Here is a 19,117-nt window from a genome sequence, read left to right as displayed (position 1 = left end):
CTGGGCGTGAAGGGCACTCCGGGCATCGTCGTCGGCAAAGTCGTCTCCACGAGCCAGACGTTCATTCAGTCCTGGGAAGACCTCAGCCTCGATATTTGGGGCCCTCGTACAGGTAAGTCGACTTCACGGGTCATGCCCGCGATCCTGGACGCACCCGGTGCTGTCGTCTCCACGTCGAACAAACGCGACGTGGTGGACGGTACCCGGGGGGTCCGCGAGCTCACGGCCCCTGTGTGGGTGTTCGATCCGCAGAAGATCGCTCAGGAGGAAGCGCAGTGGTGGTGGAACCCGCTCTCCTACGTCACGGACGAAGAGAAGGCCTACAAGCTCACGCAGCACTTCTCGGTTGGTTCGAGGGGCCCGGGGTCCAAGCCGGATGCCTACTTCGACCCCAAAGCGGAAGACATCCTCTCCTCGTACTTCCTCGCGGCCGCGCTCGGGGAGCGGCCCATCACGCAGGTCTACTTGTGGGTGACGGAGCAGGTTAACCGGGAGCCAATCAACATCCTGAAAGAGCATGACTACGAGCTGCAGTACAAGGGCCTGGAGTCCACGCTGGAACTGGCCGACAAACAGCGCGACGGCATCTTCGGCACCGCCGAAAAGATGATCCAGTGCCTCAAGAGCAGGAACACGCTGCGCTGGGTCGCTCCGACAGGTGGCGCGACGGTGGCCACGGATGCCCGCCGGCAGTTCAACCCGCATGCTTTCGCCGCGTCCCAGGAAACGATTTACATCCTCTCCAAGGAAGGGGCCGGCTCAGCCTCCCCGCTCACCACAGCGTTGACGGTGGCGATCGCTGAGGCGATGGAGGAACGGGCCGAGCGCAGCGGCGGCCGCCTGCCCAAACCTGCACTGTTCGCCCTCGATGAGTTGGCCAACGTCGTCCGATGGGCAGCCCTGCCGGATCAGTTCAGCCACTACGGCTCCAAGGGCCTGATCGTCATGGGCATCCTGCAGTCCTGGTCACAGGGCGTTGAACTGTGGGGCGAAGCGAACATGCGAAAAATCTGGTCGGCCGCGAACGTGAAGGTCTACGGCGGCGGCGTCGCTGAAGAAGGCTTCCTGCGGGCGCTCTCGGATCTGATCGGGGACTACAGCTATACCAACGTCTCCGTCTCCTCCGGTAAGTCCGGCTCCAGCCGCTCCCGCCAGGAGGGCAAGGAGCGCATCTTCGATGTCTCCAACCTCGCTGAACTGGACCGTGGCCGCGCCGTGGTCCTCGCATCGGGTGCACCCGCCACGCTGGTCCGGACCATGCCCTGGTACACCGGCCGGCACAAGGACGCCGTGGAGGCATCGATCAAGAAGTACAGCCCCCGCCCGGAGGAACCGGAGGCCGTCCTGGTGCCCTCCGCTTCGGTCTCTAATCCCTGGGTCACCGGGTAAGGAAGCAAAAGCCATGGCAGATGATTTCGGATTGTTCGACACGGACACCCCCGCACCCAACCCCGGCGCGGGCGAGGGCGGCAAGCCGGAGAAGGCGCCGGAGCTCGTCTACGGCACGGCCGAGGAGTTCCTTCACGAGCAGCTGCTGCCGACATACGTCCGCAGCGTCACCGGCAAGACCGCAAAGTGGTGCATCGAGTGGTATTTCCACCCCGAAGCCGTCTCCCGCGTCGCGGCCCTCTGGCGATCCTGGGAGCACCTGCGCCTCGACCCGGCCACCGGCATGAGCGTCTGGTGGCGGGATCACGCGGACCACCACATGGGCGTCCTGTTGAACCCACAGGGACCGTTCTACAACTGCGACATGAAAGAACACCGCGACCCCGAACACCTGGAACCAAAGAAAGCACCCGACGGCTGGTTCCGCGACGCAAGGACGCAAGCTACCTAGAACAGATACTAGGTATCGGGACTGCTGAAGGTTTGATTGACAGCTTGAGGCAGGTCAAAGTGTCAATCAAACCTTCAGCAGTCCCCCTACATAGTTGGCCAAAGGCAACGAAGCGACGCTGAGACGGCCCATGCTTCGTAGCCTTCGGCTTTGTCGATCATTTTCCGCGGGCTATTGCCCTCCTGGGCGAGCCAGAGGATGTTGGAATCTTTTGTGGCGTGGTCGACCCGTCCTGTGCGGACAGTCTCTCCTTGGAGCCTGATTTCCACCGTTGCACCGATGAGGTGGAACCAGTCGTGGTGGCGGGTTTTCAATGCGGTCCTTTCAGAGTGGCTCATTTACCAGCCGTGTTCGGCGAGGCGGTGCGGCTGCGGAATTTCGGCGACGTTGATGCCGACCATGGCGTCGCTGCCTTGCTCCAGCAGGAATCCGGAAACTGCGTGGACGATTTTCCGCGTTTCGGGCAGTCGAGGGTCAGGACGTATTCAGTGGCGCCGTGAGATGAGGTGTCCGCGGCTCCGCATTCCAAACACGTTCACGGCGAGGCCTCCGCGGGTGCGGTGGATTGCCGGGGATCCGGCAGTGTCTGGTTCGAGGCCGGGTGGAACAGGCATCCGTTGGCTCTTTCGGAGGCGCCTACCCGGTCCAGATAGGGGGTAATGCCGCCCAGGTGCAGGGGCCAGCCCGCGCCGGCGAGCATGCACAGGTCGATGTCCTGGGCGTTGGCGACGACGCCTTCGTTGAGCATGAGCGCAATTTCTTCGGCGAGGGCGTCCTGGACCCGGACCAGCAGTTCTTCCGAGCTGCTGGGGGTAACCCCGAAGTCCAGCAGGTCCAGGTTTGCCGCGGGAACGCATCGGCTCCCGTCCGTGTTCACGGCCCATACAGAGGTGATGCCGTTATCGATGAGGGTCTGCTGGTTCGCCGAGACGGGGAAACGGTCGCCGAAGGCGGCGTGCAGGGACCGTGTCACGTGCAGGGAAACTGGCAGGCCGATCATGGCCAACAGGGTGAACGGTGTCATGGGCAGCCCCATGGGCCTGAGCGCGCCGTCTGCCACCTGGGCGGGGGTGCCTTCGTCGAAGGCGGTAGCCACTTCGCCCATGAGCCGCAGCAATACCCGATTGACCACGAAGGCGGCGGAATCTTGGACCAGCACGGTCGCCTTGTTCAGTGCTTTGCCGAGCACGAACGCCGTGGCAAGCACCTCTTCACCGGTCTGGGGGGCCTGGACAATTTCCAGCAGCGGCATGACAGCCACCGGGTTGAAGAAATGGAAGCCGACCACCCGTTCCGGATGCAGCAGACCGGCCGCCATCTGTGTCACCGAGAGCGAGGACGTGTTGGTGGCGAGGATGCAGTCGGGGCGGACCACGGCTTCAACCTCTGCGAAGACCTGCTTTTTGACGGCGAGTTCTTCAAAGACGGCCTCGATGACGAAGTCCGCGTCGGCGAAGGATTCCTTGGAGACCGATCCGGTAACCAGTTCCGTGATGCGGGCAGCATCCTCGGGAGTCAGGCGCTGCCTGGCCAGCAGCTTGGCGACTTCGGCGTGGACATAGTCCACGCCCTTGTCCACTCGGGCCCGGTCAATGTCTGTCAGCACCACCGGCACCTGAAGCTGCCGGGCGAAGAGCAGGGCCAGCTGGCCTGCCATTAGTCCCGCACCGACGACTCCGACCTTGGTGACAGAGCGCGCCAGCTCAGGGTCCGGGGCGCCCGCGGGATTCCTAGCGCGGCGTTGGAGCAGGTCTAGGAACGCATACATTGATGCCTTGAATTGCGGGGTCTGGATCAGCTCGGCCAGGGCGTCGACTTCCAGATCCGCGGATTCGGGCTGTGTTAGGTGCTGGCCTTTTTCGAGCAGGTCCAGCACCCGCCCGGGTGCCGGTGCGGCACCGGAGGTTTTGGTCTCGACCACGGTGCTGCCGGCGGCGACGGCGGCGCCCCAGTCGGCGCCGGTGTAGTCGGCTTTCTCCTGGCGGCGGGCCGCCACGGCATTCAGAACCTGAGGGTCTGCGGTGATGATTGTGGCCGCCCAGGCCAGGGATTGTTCCAGGAAGTCCGCGGGGGCGAAGACGGTGTCGGCGATGCCGAGCTCGAAGGCGGCCGTGCCGTCGAGGACCTTGTTGTTGGCCAGCGCGTTCTCAACCATCACCTTGACCGCGTTGCTCGGGCCGATCAGCCGGGGTAACCGGTAGACCCCGCCCCAGCCCGGAATCAGGCCCAGGAACGCTTCGGGAAGGGAGATCCCGTTGGCACCGGCGGAGATGGTGCGGTAGCCGGCGGCCAGGGCGAGTTCCAGTCCGCCGCCGATGGCCGCGCCGTTGATGAAGGCGAAGGTCGGCACATCCATGTCGTCGAGGATGCCGAAGACGTCATGGCCCAGGCGCGCCATCCGGCGGCCAGACTCCGGATCCTCGAGCCGCCTCATGGCTATCAGGTCCGCGCCCGCCACGAAGCAGCGGTGTTGCCCGGTGACGCCGACGCCGGCGAACTCCCCCGCGGTCGTCCGCTTCCTGACTCCTTCCAGAAGGGTGCCCAGTTCCAGCAGCGACCCGGGACTGAAGGTGGCGGGCTTCCGGTCGTTGCTGTTCAGGATCGTGATCAGGGCGAAGAGGCCGGCCCCGGGCAGCCGAATTTCCCTCAGCCGGGCATGGGTGGAGTTCTCACCGGAAAGGGACTCAGCCCATTCCGCGATGTCCGGCGCGTTCATTCGGCGCCCCGGAGCAGCAGAAGGTCGCCCTGACGGTCGCCGCACAAGTCGACCACGGCTGTCCTGCCTCGGGCGCGATGGAGGGCTGCGGTCTGGTGCAGTATGGGCTGGTCGACGAAGGCGCCGATCGTGTGCTCCAAGGCAATGACCCTGCCGTCGGCGTTGACAATTTCGGGTCCTGTGGGCCGCCTAACGCCAGTGGCGCCGATCTGTTCCGGGCCCACCGCGCTCCGCGACATGGCCGCCCCGATGGCGTGGGCGCCCATGTCGCGGGCGGACAGCGGGCCAAGTCTGCCGCGGAACCGGCCGAAGGCGGTCGGGGCCCCGCCGAGAATGAAGGGGACTCTGTTTTTTGGACTCATGGGTGATGACCTTACGGACGGAATCGGTGAAGGGAAAGGAGGTGCGACGGCGGTTGGCGGTCTGCGGGTCATCCGCTCAGGTGAAGGCAGAAAGACGAGTGATGGCGCGCGGCCGACGACCGGGTCTGGGCCGTTTCATGACCCTCATAGGTGTGCGCGGTCCTTCGAGGTCCGCCCGATGCCGGGCGACCCGGCTGGCAAGCAGGATGCCGTTGCCGCCGAGCCGGTCCCCGGCGTTGGCATCAATGGACTGTGCGATCCTGGTGCATCGTCCGGTCAGGCCCGGCGGCGTTCCGCGAAGGCCGCGATCCGATCCCTTGTGTCGGGGTGGGCGATCATTGAGGAAATCACCCGGAGTTCCTCGTCCAGATGTTCGGCATACGTTGCGAGCCTCCCGGTATTGAGCAGGCGCTTCGTCGGACCCAGTATCTGGGTTGCTCCGCCGGCGAGCCGGACCCCCAGCTGCCTGGCCCGGTCTTGCAGCTCCGCGTCCTGGACCAGCTCCGTGGCCAGACCCCAGTCAAGCGCGTCTTGTGCGCTAGCCACCGCACCGCCCAGACTCATTTCGGCTGCGCGGCGGGGGCCCACCATCTGGGGCAATAGATAGGAAACACCGCAGTCCGGGGTCAGTCCGACTCCGCCGTAGGCGCTCAGGAAGGACGCCGCGCCGGAGGCGAGCACAAAGTCGGAGTTCAGTACCAGTCCAAGACCGGCGCCTGCTGCCGGTCCCCGGACCGCCGCGATTGTCACCAGGCGGGACCGAGCCAGGGCCAGGAGCCCCTGGTGCATGTTTCCGGCAAGCGTTCTCAGGAAGCTGGCAGGGTCTTCAGCGTCTGCCATTCCGGCCACGTCGCCGCCGGCGCTGAAGAATCTGCCCGCGCCCTGGAGTATGAGGACGTGGCAGTCAGGGTCAGCTTCGGCCTGGCAGATCGCAGTGCAGAATTCTTCGGCCAGCTGGATGGTCAACGCGTTGGCTTCCTGGGGGCGATTCAGCGTGAGCCACAGCAGCGGGCCGTCACGTTCCACCGTGATCTGATCGGATGTCATGAGGATCCTTCTGCGCTCCGCGGGTGCGGCTAGTCGTATTTGGTGGGGGTTTGGTTAGGAGACGCGGCGGAACAGGGCGGCGAGGGCCTGACCGCCGCCGATGCACATGGTGACGACGCCGAGTTCGAGGTCGCGCCGCACCAGATCCTTGGCCACTCGCAGGCTGAGGATTGCCCCCGTCGCCCCGACGGGATGCCCCAGCGCGATGGCGCCACCATAGGGGTTGGTCCGCATCGGGTCCAGCTTCGCATCGCGGATCACCGCGACTGCCTGGGCGGCAAAGGCTTCATTTAGTTCGATCGTGTCGATATCGGCCGGAGTGGTCCCCGTCTGCGCGAAGAGCTTCTCCAGCGCAAGCACCGGCGCGTACCCCATCAGCCCCGGTTCCAACGCAGCTGTGGTGACCGCCTCCAGGGTGGCCAGGCCGACCAGACCCCGTTCGGCAGCGGCGCTACCGCTCGCCAGCACGACGGCGGCCCCGCCGTCGTTAATGCCGGAGGAATTGCCGGCGGTCACCGTGCCGGTCTGATTAAAGACCGGTCGAAGCGCGGCGAGGACCTCCAGGGTGGTCTCCGGTTTGGGATGCTCATCGGTGTCGATGGTGTGGGGATGGCGGCCGCCGACCTGAACAGCGGTGATTTCTTCCGCGAACGCTGCCCGGGCGGCGTCCGTGGCCGCCCTGCGCTGGGATTCAAGTGCATATTCGTCCTGGTCCTGCCGGGATATGCCGTACTTGCGGGCAACATTCTCTGCGGTGACTCCCATGTGGATGTTCTGGAACGGATCAGTCAGCATGGCCACCGTTCCGTCCACCAGGGGGCGGTTACCGAGACGGTAGCCGGAGCGGGCGTTGAAGTCGTAGAACGGCATCCGGGTCATTGACTCGTTGCCGCCGGCCAGCGTGAATCCTGCCCCGCTCCAACGCATCTGCATGGCCGCTGACCAGATGGCTTGCAGGCCGCTGCCGCAGAGCCGGTTCACGGTGTAGGCCGGTGTGGACGGGGCGAGGCCGGTAGCCAGCGCCACGCGACGGGCGTTGTAGGCGTCCGGACCGACCTGCCCGATGCACCCCATGACGACTTCCTCGATGTCCGCGGCATGGGCCCCGGAGCGTTCCAGGGCCGCTCTGGCGGCGGTGGCTCCCAGCTCAAAGCCGGGAACGTCCTTGAACATGCCGCCGAAACTTCCGACCGGGGTGCGCGCCCCGTCGAGGAGGACAATCTTTTCTGCAGTCATGAGAATTGCCTAACTTCGTCTGGTGATGTGGGGGTGTTAGCGGGTGACAGAGCCGGTCAGGGCGGCGATGGGGCGCAGGAACAGTGGCCGGGCCAGGAACCAGGCGCCGATCATGACCACCAGGGAGGCAGCGAAGATCCAGAAACCTATCCAGTTCCCGTCATCGCGGGCCCCGTAGATGTGGTTGAGATTTTTCAGCGCTCCGGTGGCCAAAGCCAGCGTTACGTGCACGACGACGAAAAACACGAAGTACAGCATCACCGGCAGGTGGATCGTCCGGGCCGCCTCCACCGGATACATGCTGTTGAGCCTGGCGGTTTTCGTCGGCCATAGAGGGGACATCCGCAGACCGCTGATCAGCGCCAGGGGGGCCGCGATGAAAACGGTCACGAAGTAGGTCAGCAGCTGCAGGCTGTTGTAATTGACCCAGCCGTTCTCCACCGGCCAGTTCAGGGACGCGTACTGGATGGCGGCCGAGAGCGCGTTCGGGAGCACGTCCCAGCTGGTCGGGACAATGCGCATCCACTGCCCGGTCAGCGCGAGCAGTACGAAGAACACGGCCCCGTTCAGTACCCACAGGGCATCGAGGCTGAGATGGAACCACAGGTCCAGACTCATCTTCGACGGGGGCTTTGTTGTCCGGATCAGCCCCTTGTTGTTCCGTGTCCAGTACGCCTTGGGTCGGGCGGTGGTCCGCACCTGCCAGCCCGAACGGACAATCAACATGATGAAGAAGGCGTTCAGGAAATGCTGCCAGCCCAGCCAGGCCGGCAGACCAACCGGCGCGGCCTCGGGCAGTGGGGAATGCCCGGGAAACTGGGCCAGGAACGCCTGGACGCCCGCAAGCTCCCGCATCCATATGGCGGCAAGGACCAGTGCGAGCAGGATCATTAGGGCAGCCAGGATAGTCCAGGCCGGCTTGAACCACGCAGCCCTGCTGGCCTGTGGGGGAATCGGTCTGGTCAGCATCATCGGGCCTTGATCGCTTCGATCAGCTGGGGCACCACCGTGAAGACATCACCGACGACGCCGAAGTCTGCGACCTCGAAAATCGGGGCGTCCGCATCCCGGTTGATCGCGACAATGGTTTTCGCGGTCTGCATCCCGGCCCGGTGCTGGATGGCCCCGGAAATACCCAACGCGATATACAGCTGCGGTGAGACGGTGACACCGGTTTGGCCCACCTGGGACGTTTGGCCCACGTATCCGGCGTCCACGGCTGCGCGAGAGGCGCCCACGGCCGCCCCTAGTGCGTCGGCGAGCTGTTCGACGAGGCCAAAATTCTCCTTCGATCCCAGTCCGCGCCCCCCGGAAACAACCTTCGCCGCCCCCCGCAGCTCCGGACGTTCCGCGTCCGGAGCGGCGTCTGTGACGGATTCGATCACACCCGAGGATGCAGTATCCGCGACCACAGTCAGCCGAGCCATCGTGGCAGTCGCGGGTGTAGCCCGCTCTTCGATTGCCCCCTGGCGGACCGTCACAACGGCCAGCGCGCCCTCGACGGTGGACTCCACCGCGTAGGATCCGCCGAACACCGAATGGGTGGCGGCGATTCGCCCGCCGTCCGAACGCACATCGACGGCGTCAAGAATGAGCCCGGCGTTGGTGCGGACAGCCAGCCGGGCGGCAACATCTCGGCCTTGGACAGAGTTTGCGACCACAACGGCCGAGGGATCCAGCGCGGATACGGCCTCGGACAGGGCCTCGAGCTGCGGGCCCACCAATAAGTTGTCCAGCTGCTCGCTTTCCGCGAGATACACATGCGCCGCGCCCAGGGCGCCCAGTTCTGCTGCGAGGCTGCCGTCGCTGCCGGGCGCCACGGTCAGCACAGCCACCGGGGTGCCGAGCCTGGCCGCGGCGGCCAGCAGAGCGGGGGCCGTGTTCAGCAGCTTACCGGTGCTCGACGTTTCAATAAGAGCCAGTATGTTTGCCATCTTGTAGTTCCTCTCTCAGATCAGCCGGCCGGCAGCAAGGAACTCCGCGAGCTCGGCGCCTGCGTTTCCGTCGTCGACGATCTTTTTCCCGGCGGTGCGCACCGGGCTCGCGGTGGTGGCCAGGACAACCGAGCGGCCCAGACGTGTGAAATCGGTGTCCGGGTCAAGGCCCAGATCGGCGAGGGAAAGGACGTCCAGCGGTTTGCGCTTGGCTGTCATGATCCCCTTGAAGTTCGGGAAACGGGCTTCCGCCGAGCGCTCCGTCACGGAAAGAACAGCCGGCAACGGGGCGCTCACGCCCATAGTTCCCCCCTCCGTGCCGCGCACACCGGTGACCCCGTGTTCGGCGATCTCCACTGAATTAAGGAAGCTCAGGTGCGGCAGGCCCAGATGCTCGGCCACCATTGCCGGAACCACCCCACCGCGGCCGTCGGTGGACTCATTGCCCCCGATCAGAAGATCGAAGCCGGTCTTTCTCACGGCCGCCGCGAGGACCGCAGCCGTCCGGCCGACGTCCGCTCCCGCCAGGGCGTCGTCGAGGATGTGGACCGCCGAGTCGGCTCCCATCGACAGGGCCTTGCGCAGGGCCTTGGTCACGGAGTCCGGGCCCATGGACAGCACAACGACTTCCGTTCCCCGGTGCAAGTCCTTGTGGCGCAGCGCCACCTCCAGAGCTCGCTCGTTGATCTCATCGGCGACGTTTCCGCCCGTCGCGCGGTCGATGGCCCCTGACGCGGGGTCGAGCCGGCGCTCCTGGTCCGTGTCCGGTACCTGCTTCACTAATACGACAATCCTCAACGTGCTGTCCTCCCATTCCGTCTACATCAGATCTCGCCCGGGCAGCTGCCCCAGCGGGCAGCTCCACCTACAGGTTGCGGGAGATCACCAGGCGCATGATGTCCGAGGTGCCCTCTTCGATTTCCTCGAGCTTGACGTCGCGCATCCACTGCTCCACCGGATATTCGCGCGAGTAGCCCCAGCCGCCCAGTGTCTGGACGGCAGCCCAGGTGCAGAACATGGCCGTCTCAGAAGCCTGGAGTTTGGCCATCGCGGCCAGACCGTTAACGTTTTCGCCGGCGTCGAGCTGGCGGGCGGCGTGCAGGGTCATCAGCCATGCCGACTCGATGCGGGTCGCCATGTCGGCCAGGCGGAAGGCCACGGCCTGGTGCTCGATGATCGGCTTACCGAACTGCTTGCGGGTACGGGCGTAATCAAGGGCGTACTCATACGCCGCACGCGCCGCACCCGTAGCCGCAGCGGCGAGAACCACCCTGGAGATGTCGAACGTTTCCATCAGGCCGTAGAAGCCCTGGCCCTCCTCCCCGAGGCGGTCCTCTTCGGGGACGAACACGTTGTCGAAGAAGATCTCGCGGCAGACGATGGCACGCTGGCCCATCTTCTTCATGGGTTCACCGAAGGTCATGCCCTCGGCGCCCTTCTTGACCATGAACGCGGTGATGCCCTTGGCGCGCTGGGTCGGATCGGTCTTGGCAAAGACCACATACTGGTCGGCGAGACCGGCGTTGGAGATCCACGTCTTCTGCCCGCTGATGGAGTAGCCGCCGTCGACCTTTTTCGCCTGGGTGATAATGGACGCCGAGTCGGACCCGGAGCCGGGTTCGGTGGTGGCGAGGGCGGTGAACGGGGCGTTGGGGCCGGCGAGCGGGCGCAGCCACTTTTCCTTTTGTTCGGCGGTGCCCAGGGCCAGAACCGGGTCGGCGAAGAAGCCGTTGGAGCACACGAAGTTGCCGATCCCCGGGTCTCCCCAGCACAGCTGCTCCTGAACCAGACACTGGGTGAAGACGTCGCTGAAGCCGCCACCGCCGAATTCCTCGGGGAGCATGAAATCAGTGATGCCGATCTTCGCGGCACTGTGGAAGATATCAACGGGTGAGACGACGTCGGCCTCGTCCACCTCGCGGCCGCGGGGACGGATCTCCTCGGTGGCAAATTGCTTGCACAGCGCGACGATAGCGCGCTGTTCATCGCTTAGAGGCCAGTATTCGGTAGCTGTATTGGCCATGGTGTTCTCCTGTGTTCGTGAGGTGGCGGTGGTGGTTTGAGACTAGATAGTGGTTAACGGTGCCGGAATGTTGACCGGTGAGTCGGGTGTTCCCTCGGCGTGCCAGCGGATGACGTTTCGGGCCTGGTGAAGCACGTAGTCCCGCTGGGTCGCGGCCGAAAGATAGGCTGCGTGGGGTGAAAGGAGTACGCGGGGGTGTCCGAGGATCCTGTCCTGGGGCCGCGGCGGTTCGTGGGGAAGCACATCGAGTCCCGCACCGCCCAGGCGGCCGGTATCAAGCATCTCCAAGAGGGCATCGTGGTCGATGAGGCCGCCGCGGGAGACATTGATGATGAAGGCGCCGTCGGGCAAAAGCGCCAGCCGCGGGCCGTCGAGTATCCGCTGAGTGCCCTGAGTCAACGGCAAGTGCAGGCTGACGACCTCGGACACTTCCAGAATTTCATTGAGGTCAAGCCGTTCGATGTCGTCGGGACCAGCCTGGAACGGGTCGTAGCCGACCACCCGTCCCACCACGGGGCGCGCCAGAGCGGCGAATCTGCTGCCGATGCGGCCCAGGCCCAGGACTCCGACGGTCACCTCTGAAGGGCGCCGCAGGCGTTCGCGCGTTCCGTCCCACACGCCGGACCGCACCGCGCGGTCCAGGAACGGCAATCCGCGCAGCATGGCCATGGCCATGGCGAACGCATGGGTCGCCACCTCTTCGGTTGCTGCCCCCGGGACGTTGGCCAGCCAAATGCCTTGCTCCGCCGCGGCCTGGGCGTCGACCATGTCAAAGCCGACGGACTGCGTCGCGATGATCTTGAGGTTGCCCAGCCGGGAGATGAGTGTACGGTCGATCGGCGAATAGCCGATCAGCAGTGCATCGGCGTCCGAGGCCAGCGCTGTGATGACCTCCGGGTCGACGCTGTCGGCGACGCGGACCTCAAAGCCGGCCGCTTCCAGCTCGTCAATGCCCGGCTGCGGGTCCGTTTCCACCAGGTCCGTGTAGACGGCAACAGGGCGCGTCATCGTTGGACCGAGGTGAGTTCGGTGTATTCCTCCAGGCCGGCGACCCCAAGCTCACGCCCGAGTCCGGAGTCCTTCCAACCGCCGAACGGCGCCTCAGGGTTGAAGGCGGCGCCGTTGAGATCCACCTGGCCGGTGTCGAGCAGGCGGGCGATCGCCAGAGCGCGGTCGGCGGAGCCGGACCATACGGCACCTGAGAGGCCGTAGGGCGTGCCATTGGCAATGTCGATGGCTTCGGACTCAGTGGCGTAGGGGTGGACCACCAGGACCGGCCCGAAAATCTCCGACTGGCTGGCCGGGTCGGAAGGGTCCAGATCCGCGAGGATCGTGGGGCTCACGAAGTGGCCCAACGCGCCGGGGCGTTCGGGTCCGCCGGCAACCACGCGGGCGCCGCGGGCGATTGCCCCTTCAATGACGGTAACCACGTCGGCGCGCTGCTTGGCACTGATCAGCGGGCCGAGATCGGTGTCCTCTGACCGCGGATCGCCCAGGACCAGGGAACGGGCGTGGTCACCGGCGATCACCAGCGCGTCTTCATACAGGTCGGCGGGGACCAGCAGCCTGGTCCATGCGCTGCACGTCTGCCCACTGTTGAGCATCGCCGAGTCCACGCTCGCCCGGACGGCCTCGGCGAGGTCTGCGTCCGCACAGACCAGACTCGATGATTTCCCGCCGAGTTCCAGGCATACCCGTTTGAGGTTCGCCGAGGCTGCGGCTCCGACCTGCCGGCCCACCATGGTGGATCCGGTGAAAGAGACAAGGTCGACGTCGGGGTGGGCCACCAGTGTCGCGCCGACCACTTTTCCTGAGCCAGGGACGAGGTTGAACACTCCCTCAGGGAGCCCTGCGGCAACCGTGGCCTCGGCGAACAGGTACGCGGACAGTGGCGTGAGTTCGGCAGGTTTGAGTACCACGGTGCAGCCGGCGGCCAATGCCGGACCGACCTTCGCGGCCAGCTGGTACAGCGGGTAGTTCCACGGGGTGATGCAGGAGACGACTCCCACGGGCTTGCGGATCAGCAGCGAATTGCCCACGGCTTCTTCAAAGCGGTAGGTGCGTGCGTTGCCGGCCGCCGAAGCGATGAGGTCGATCGCCAGGTCCACGTGCCAGGCCCGGGCGTTGACCACGGAGACACCGACCTCGGCCACCGTCACCGAAACCAGGTCATCGCGCCGGTGGCGCAGTTCCTGAACCAGGGCATCCAGGAGTGCGGCGCGCTCGGACGGCGGCATCAGACCCCAGTCGCGGGCCGCCTTTCGGGCGGCGGCGACGGCGGCGTGGGCCATCGCCTCGTCACAGGCGGCGGCCGTGCCGATGCTCACTTCCGTGGCTGGGTTCTCAACGTCCACCGTCGCCGGGGCACTGCGCCAGGTGCCGCCGATCAGGGCGTCATTGCGGTAAGTGTTCACAGCATGTCTCCGGCCGCTCGGCTCTGCTCGTGGATGTGGAGGACGGTTGGGCGGTCGCTTTCGAAGGCGGTCTTGATCGCGCCGGGCAGGTCCGCGGCCGCCTCCACCCGGACCCCGTGGCAGCCCAAGGATTCGGCCAAGGCAACGAAGTCCGGATGGCCAAGCGCCACCGCATGAACGGGTTCATTGCGGTCGGCCATCTCGTTGCGGATCTCGCCGTAGCCGCCGTTGTCCACGATGAGGACCGGCAGTGCGATGCCCAGTTCGGCGGCCATGGCCAGCTCCGCGATGGTGAACATGATGCCGCCGTCGCCCTGCATCACCAGCACCGGTGTATCGGGATTGGCAACCTTGGCGCCGATGCCTGCCGGCAGGCCGTAACCCAAGGTGCCGACTCCGGTTGGGTAGAGGAAGGCGTTCGGGCGGAACAGCGGCAGGTTGGACAGTGCTCCGTAGTAGCAGGACATGGCGCTGTCAGCGGCAACGATGGCGTCGCGGGGCAGCGCGTCCGCGATCGCCGCTACAATCTCAAGCCACGGCCCGCCTTCGGCTTCGGCGTCGGCCTGGAACTTGCCCCGCCAGGCGGCGGCTCGTCCGGTTCCGGCCGCCGTGAGGCCGCCAAGGCCCGCGAGCAGGGCGTCGAGCACGGCAGCGCTGTCACCGACCAGGCCCACCGTGGGCACCGCGTTGGTGTTGATCGACGTCGCATCAACATCCACCCGGATCAGTTTGCCGTCGAAATCCGGCAGGCCGATCCACCAGTCGGAGGGAGCAAGCTCGGTGCCGATCGCCAGGACGCAATCACTGTCGGCGACGGCGTCCAGGACGGCCCGGTGCTGCAGACCCGCACCGATGGACAGGGCATGGTCTTCGGGAAAGGCGCCCTTACCGTTGGTCGTGGCGAGCACGGGCGCGCCGAGGGTTTCGGCGATGGCCTTGACCTGGGCCACCGCCCGGGAGGCTCCGCCGCCAACAATGAGGAGCGGTTTCTCGGCGCATGCCAGGGCTGCGGTGGCCGCAGCCACCGCGTCGGCCGGAGCGGTGAGGATTCCTGCCGGGACGGGCTTGACCAGGACGACGTCGGCCCGCTCATCGAGCAGATCCAGCGGGATTTCCAGGTGAACGGGGCGCGGCCGCCCCGTAGCCATCGCGGCGAAGGCCTGCGCAACGGCCAAGGGGATTTCTTCGATGCTCGTGACGCGGTGACTGTAGGCCAGCACCGAAGCCATCGCGGTGCCCTGATCCTTGATTTCGTGGAGAAGCCCGTTGCCTCGCCCCGGGTGGTGCAGCGGCATGCCTGGGGAAATGAAGAGCACCGGGACGGAGTCCGAATAGGCCTGAGCGGCGGCTGCGGCGGCATTGAGAATTGCCGGTCCGGTGGTGGTCAGGACGACGCCGGGACGTCCGGTGGAGCGCGCGAACCCGTCCGCGGCATACCCTGCACCTTGTTCGTGACGCGACGAGACGTGGGTGATGCCGTAGCGCGACAGCGCGGCGTACACGGAAAGATTGTGTGTTCCAGGAATGCCGAACACCGTGTCCACGCCGTGTTCGGCCAGCCCTGCTACGAGGGCCTCCCCTCCGGTGAGGATGCTCATGCGTTTTCCTTTCCATCGGTGTAAACAGATTTGCCCAGCCACTGGCCGCCGTCGACCACGAGGACTTCGCCGGTGATGTAATCGGCCCGGTCGCTCATCAGGAAGGAGGCCGATTCGGCGATCTCTTCGGGGCTCGCGAATCGTCCCGCCGGCACGCCGCCCTGAACGCGGGCGCGGGCGGCGGCGGTGCCCCACAAGGCCCTGCCCGCACCTTCGGTCTCGGTGGGGCCAGGTGCGATGCAGTTGACGCGGACTCCCCGGGCGGCCCACTCGACCGCGAGCGTCCGGGTCATGGCGACAATGCCGCCCTTGGCCGCGGCACTGTGGACCGTCCCGGGGTGGCCGTGCCAGGCGTAGGTGGCGATGACGTTGAGGATGGAGCCCGAACCGGCGGCGAGCATGTGCTGGGCGGCCGCGTGGGTCGCATAAAAGGAGCCGTTCAGCACAATGTCGATGACGGCTTTCCAGCCGTTAGGGCTGAGATTCTCCCCGGGCGAGACAAAGTTGCCGGCGGCGTTGTTCACCAGGGCATCGATTCGCCCCTCGCGGTCGACGACGGCGTCGATCGCTTCGGCCATCAGCGCCGCGTCGCGGACATCACAGGTCACAAAGTCCGCCGATCCGCCCGCGGCGGCGATCTGTTCCACGGTCTCCATCAGCGGCTCTTCGCGCCGGCCCAGGACAATGACTTTGCCTCCCGCGGCGCCGTACCGGTGCGCGATGGCCCGGCCGATGCCTGAACCGCCGCCGGTGACGACGGCAACGCGTCCGGCGAACTCATTGCGGATGTCAGGAACGGTCATGGTGTTCTCCTTCATGCTGTAGCTGTGGCCAGTTCGGTCACGGCGGTGGCGGTGACGACGAGTGCATCGACAGCCACGGCACCCTCGGGTGCCACGCGGATCGGGTTGACTTCAAGTTCGGTGATGCCGGGATTTGCGGCGATGGTTGCGGACACGGCGGTGATGATCGCCGCGAGGGCGTCGATGTCCGTCGCGGGCTTGCCGCGCCAGCCGGTGAGCAGCGGGAGGCATTTGAGTCGTCGGATCATACTCAGCGCCGTGGGGTGATCGACCGGTGCCAACTCCACGCAGACGTCCCGGTGAAGTTCCGCCTCGGTGCCACCTGCGCCGACCGCGATCAACGGACCGAAATCCCGGTCCTGTCGAGCGCCCACGAGCACCTCGACCGCGTTGGGCCGCCCGTCCTGCTCCTCGACGACATACTCGCCGTCACCGAGGCGCTTGAGCATGTCCTGGTAGGCGGCGGCCAGCTGTTCGAGTGAACCGAGGCCGAGCTTGACGCCGCCGTGTTCGCTCTTGTGCTCGAGCCACCCGGCCTTGAGGACGACGGGGAACTTTAACTCCGCGGCGGCCGCTGCTAGATCCTGCCCGGACGAGATAAGCCGTCCGGCCGGGGCGGCGATACCCAGATCGGCGAGCAGTCCCCGGGCTGCCCAGTAACCAGGGGCCCAAGTGCCGGTGCCGGTGCCCGGGGCTGTGATGTCCCGGCCCGGCCAGTCAGTCAGGTGGGCTGCCTGGGCTACCGTCTTCAGGGCGAATTCGATGCCGGCAAACGCCGGGATCCCGTGTTCCCACATCCGGCTGACGGCGCGTGATCCGACGCTCATGCTGTGCACGATAAGCGGCAGCCGTGAGGACCGGACGGCCTGGCCCATGCTGTCGATCACGGCGAGTTCGGCGGCCTCGAGAGGCGGGTTGTCTTCTCCGTAGCACCCCAGGTAGCCCGAAAGCACGACGGCGTCGACCTCACCGGACTCCAGGAGGTGCCGGCTCAGGTCAGCATATGCATTCAGATCGGCTTCACCGGCACCGGCCAGGTCCACCGGATTGGAGACCGCGGCACCGGCCGGCAGGATCTCGGCGAGGCTCGACTGCAGCGCCGCCGAGAACACCGGGGTGGACAGACCGCAGGCGGCGGCGACGTCGGCGGCGATGCCGCCCTGGCCCCCGCTATCGCTGACGACGGCGACGCGCCGCCCGCTTGGCGTGGGGGCCACGCTCAGATAGCGGGCCACGTTGACCAGCTCGGTCGGTGTGGAGACGCGGATGGCACCGGCCGCGCGGCACGCCGCGTCGACGGTGTCCTGCGCAGAAGTGAGTGAACCGGTGTGTGACCTGGCGAGCCGCTGGCTTCCTTCGCTGGCACCTGTGGTCAGGAGGATGGTCCGTTTACCTGCTTCGGCGAGGGCGCGCAGCGTCCTCACCAGCTGTGCACCGTCGGCAAAGCTCTCGAGGTAGAGGGCGATCAACCGTGTCGCATCGTGGTCAATCAGGTCATCGAGCAGTTCCGCAGCATTGACGTCGAGCTGATTGCCCACCGAAATGAAACGCGAGACACCCAGCCCGGCGCGGGCGCTGAGATTGGCGATCTCCGAGCCCAGTTGCCCGCTCTGGGACACGATGGCCAGCCCTCCGGCCGTAAAGTGGCCCCAGGCGAGCTGCAGTTCCGCGGAACCGTCATAAAGTCCAAGGCTGTTGGGGCCGATGATGCGGGCACCCGCGGCACGGATCAGCTCGCCGAGGTGGGCTTCGTTGGGGACGCCAGCGGTGATGCCAAGGAACGCCTTGACACCCTTGGCAAGCGCCTCCACCACGACGCCTTCGACGAACCGCGGCGGAACGCAGAGGACCAGCAGCTCAGGAGCTTCGGGCAGAGCAGAAACATTTGGGAAAGCGGGCTCTCCTTGTACCGTTTGGGCCGAGCTGTTGACCAGGTAGACCGGGCGGCGGTGTTTTCCGCTTAGGGCGCCTTGCGCAAGCCAGTAACCCCATTTCGACTGGTCATCGGAGGCGCCGACCACCGCAACGGATGCCGGGTTGCGGAACGGATCAAGCGAGGACGCGCGCATCATCGACCCCCCAATGCATCTGGACCTGCGCCCCGATATGCACACCGTCGGCGGAGCGGGGGACATCGGTGCGGACAATCAACAGCTTGCCCGAGGCAGTGCGGGCCTGCACGGTACGGCTGCTGCCGAGATAGATGCAGTCCTCCACAGTGGCAGGTATGTGATCGTATTCAGCCGGAATGACGGCCCCAGCTGCGGCGACGCGCAGACGCTCGGGCCGGACCAGCAAGGACGTTCCTTCAGCCCGGTGGCCGGAGGGGAGCCGGTACTCGCGGGCATGACTCTCGTCGATGAAGGCTGCGCCCCTCACGGAGCCGCGGAAAATGTTGGAGATTCCGACGAATTCGGCGGCATAACGGCAGTTCGGCTCGTCATAGAGCTCGGTAGGGGTGCCCAGCTGGACTATCTCGCCTTCGCGCAACAGGGCGATGCGGTCGGACATGGTGAGGGCTTCGTCCTGATCATGCGTGACGAAGACGATCGTGATGCCTATGTCCTTGTGAAGCCGGCGGATCTCGAGTTGCAGCTGTTCGCGCAGCATCTTGTCGAGGGCGCCGAGCGGTTCGTCCATCAGCAGGACGCGGGGGCGGAACACGATGGCACGTGCCAAGGCGACGCGCTGCTGCTGGCCGCCGGAAAGCTCGGTGGGCTTGCGCTCACCCATGCGGCCCAGCTCAACCATCTCGAGGGCTTCAGCGACCCGCGCGGGAATCTCGGCCTTGGCGACCCGCTGGCGCCTGAGCGGGAAGGCCACGTTCTCGGCGACCGTCATGTGGGGGAACAGCGCATAGTGCTGGAAGACCATGCCCAGGCCGCGTTTGTGAGGAGGCAGCTTGGACATATCGACGCCGTCGACTTCCACCCTGCCCGCATTCGGCTTGATGAAGCCTGCGAGGATATTGAGCAGGGTCGACTTTCCGGATCCGCTGGCGCCGAGCAGCGTCAGGAACTCCCCGGCGCGGATGTCGAGATTGACAGCGTCGAGCACCGTCGTATCTCCGTAGTCCTTGCTGATTCCCGCAATACGTATCGGGGCACCGGCGGTGGTGCGCTCCGGTAATGGCGACTGAGTCAT

Annotated in this window: 17 protein-coding genes; 3 read left to right on the top strand and 14 right to left on the bottom strand. The window is 66.0% G+C overall.

Going from position 1 to position 19,117, the window contains the following annotated elements; genetic code table 11:
- The 3 genes from ABIB29_RS18745 to ABIB29_RS18735 all read left to right on the top strand — a co-directional run.
- The coding region (locus tag ABIB29_RS18745; RefSeq protein WP_354174389.1) for a type IV secretory system conjugative DNA transfer family protein at positions 1–1,389 on the top strand (1,389 nt) is incomplete at its 5' end.
- Between the two features lie 13 nt (positions 1,390–1,402).
- The gene (locus tag ABIB29_RS18740; RefSeq protein WP_354174388.1) at positions 1,403–1,840 is read left to right on the top strand and encodes a DUF4913 domain-containing protein; all 438 of its coding nucleotides are present in this window, start codon (positions 1,403–1,405) and stop codon (positions 1,838–1,840) included.
- A 251-nt stretch (positions 1,841–2,091) separates the two neighbouring features.
- Complete coding sequence (locus tag ABIB29_RS18735; RefSeq protein WP_354174387.1) at positions 2,092–2,340, top strand: hypothetical protein; 249 nt, start codon at positions 2,092–2,094, stop codon at positions 2,338–2,340.
- A 35-nt stretch (positions 2,341–2,375) separates the two neighbouring features.
- Here ABIB29_RS18735 and ABIB29_RS18730 read toward each other — a convergent pair whose 3' ends face one another.
- The 14 genes from ABIB29_RS18730 to ABIB29_RS18660 all read right to left on the bottom strand — a co-directional run bounded on the left by ABIB29_RS18730 (position 2,376) and on the right by ABIB29_RS18660 (position 19,117).
- The gene (locus tag ABIB29_RS18730; protein WP_354174386.1) at positions 2,376–4,556 is read right to left on the bottom strand and encodes a 3-hydroxyacyl-CoA dehydrogenase NAD-binding domain-containing protein; all 2,181 of its coding nucleotides are present in this window, start codon (positions 4,554–4,556) and stop codon (positions 2,376–2,378) included.
- Positions 4,553–4,918, bottom strand: coding sequence for a hypothetical protein (locus ABIB29_RS18725; protein ID WP_354174384.1), 366 nt, complete (start codon positions 4,916–4,918; stop codon positions 4,553–4,555). Before ABIB29_RS18725 ends, ABIB29_RS18730 begins: the two co-directional genes overlap by 4 nt.
- Before the next feature lie 276 nt (positions 4,919–5,194).
- Positions 5,195–5,965: an enoyl-CoA hydratase/isomerase family protein gene (locus ABIB29_RS18715; protein ID WP_354174383.1), complete on the bottom strand. Its 771-nt coding sequence runs from the start codon at positions 5,963–5,965 to the stop codon at positions 5,195–5,197.
- Positions 5,966–6,019: 54 nt separating this feature from the next.
- The gene (locus ABIB29_RS18710; RefSeq protein WP_354174382.1) at positions 6,020–7,201 is read right to left on the bottom strand and encodes a thiolase family protein; all 1,182 of its coding nucleotides are present in this window, start codon (positions 7,199–7,201) and stop codon (positions 6,020–6,022) included.
- 36 nt (positions 7,202–7,237) lie between these two features.
- Positions 7,238–8,092 carry a cytochrome b/b6 domain-containing protein gene (locus ABIB29_RS18705; protein WP_502915654.1) on the bottom strand — a complete coding sequence of 285 codons (855 nt, stop codon included), beginning with the start codon at positions 8,090–8,092 and terminating at the stop codon, positions 7,238–7,240.
- Positions 8,093–8,169: 77 nt separating this feature from the next.
- Positions 8,170–9,135 carry an electron transfer flavoprotein subunit alpha/FixB family protein gene (locus ABIB29_RS18700; RefSeq protein WP_354174380.1) on the bottom strand — a complete coding sequence of 322 codons (966 nt, stop codon included), beginning with the start codon at positions 9,133–9,135 and terminating at the stop codon, positions 8,170–8,172.
- Positions 9,136–9,150: 15 nt separating this feature from the next.
- On the bottom strand, positions 9,151–9,933 hold the full coding sequence (locus ABIB29_RS18695) for an electron transfer flavoprotein subunit beta/FixA family protein (RefSeq protein WP_354174378.1): 783 nt from the start codon (positions 9,931–9,933) through the stop codon (positions 9,151–9,153).
- A gap of 67 nt (positions 9,934–10,000) precedes the next feature.
- Positions 10,001–11,158: an acyl-CoA dehydrogenase family protein gene (locus ABIB29_RS18690; protein ID WP_354174376.1), complete on the bottom strand. Its 1,158-nt coding sequence runs from the start codon at positions 11,156–11,158 to the stop codon at positions 10,001–10,003.
- Between the two features lie 42 nt (positions 11,159–11,200).
- Entirely contained in the window at positions 11,201–12,166 is a 966-nt protein-coding gene (locus ABIB29_RS18685) for a C-terminal binding protein (RefSeq protein WP_354174375.1), read from the bottom strand.
- Complete coding sequence (locus ABIB29_RS18680; RefSeq protein WP_354174373.1) at positions 12,163–13,572, bottom strand: aldehyde dehydrogenase family protein; 1,410 nt, start codon at positions 13,570–13,572, stop codon at positions 12,163–12,165. Before ABIB29_RS18680 ends, ABIB29_RS18685 begins: the two co-directional genes overlap by 4 nt.
- Positions 13,569–15,170, bottom strand: a complete 1,602-nt coding sequence (locus ABIB29_RS18675) for a thiamine pyrophosphate-binding protein (protein ID WP_354174371.1) — start codon at positions 15,168–15,170, stop codon at positions 13,569–13,571. Before ABIB29_RS18675 ends, ABIB29_RS18680 begins: the two co-directional genes overlap by 4 nt.
- Positions 15,167–15,973: an SDR family oxidoreductase gene (locus ABIB29_RS18670; protein ID WP_354174369.1), complete on the bottom strand. Its 807-nt coding sequence runs from the start codon at positions 15,971–15,973 to the stop codon at positions 15,167–15,169. Before ABIB29_RS18670 ends, ABIB29_RS18675 begins: the two co-directional genes overlap by 4 nt.
- A gap of 11 nt (positions 15,974–15,984) precedes the next feature.
- Positions 15,985–18,045 (bottom strand): acetate--CoA ligase family protein, encoded by a 2,061-nt coding sequence (locus tag ABIB29_RS18665; RefSeq protein WP_354174368.1) that lies wholly within the window; start codon positions 18,043–18,045, stop codon positions 15,985–15,987.
- Positions 18,023–19,117 carry an ABC transporter ATP-binding protein gene (locus ABIB29_RS18660; protein ID WP_354174366.1) on the bottom strand — a complete coding sequence of 365 codons (1,095 nt, stop codon included), beginning with the start codon at positions 19,115–19,117 and terminating at the stop codon, positions 18,023–18,025. The genes ABIB29_RS18665 and ABIB29_RS18660 overlap by 23 nt, the downstream gene beginning before the upstream one ends.

Origin of the sequence: Arthrobacter sp. UYEF36, from assembly GCF_040547025.1 — a bacterium.
GTDB lineage: Bacteria > Actinomycetota > Actinomycetes > Actinomycetales > Micrococcaceae > Arthrobacter.
The sequence above is the reverse complement of the archived record's forward strand: the minus strand, read 5'-3'. Positions and strand labels throughout refer to the sequence as shown.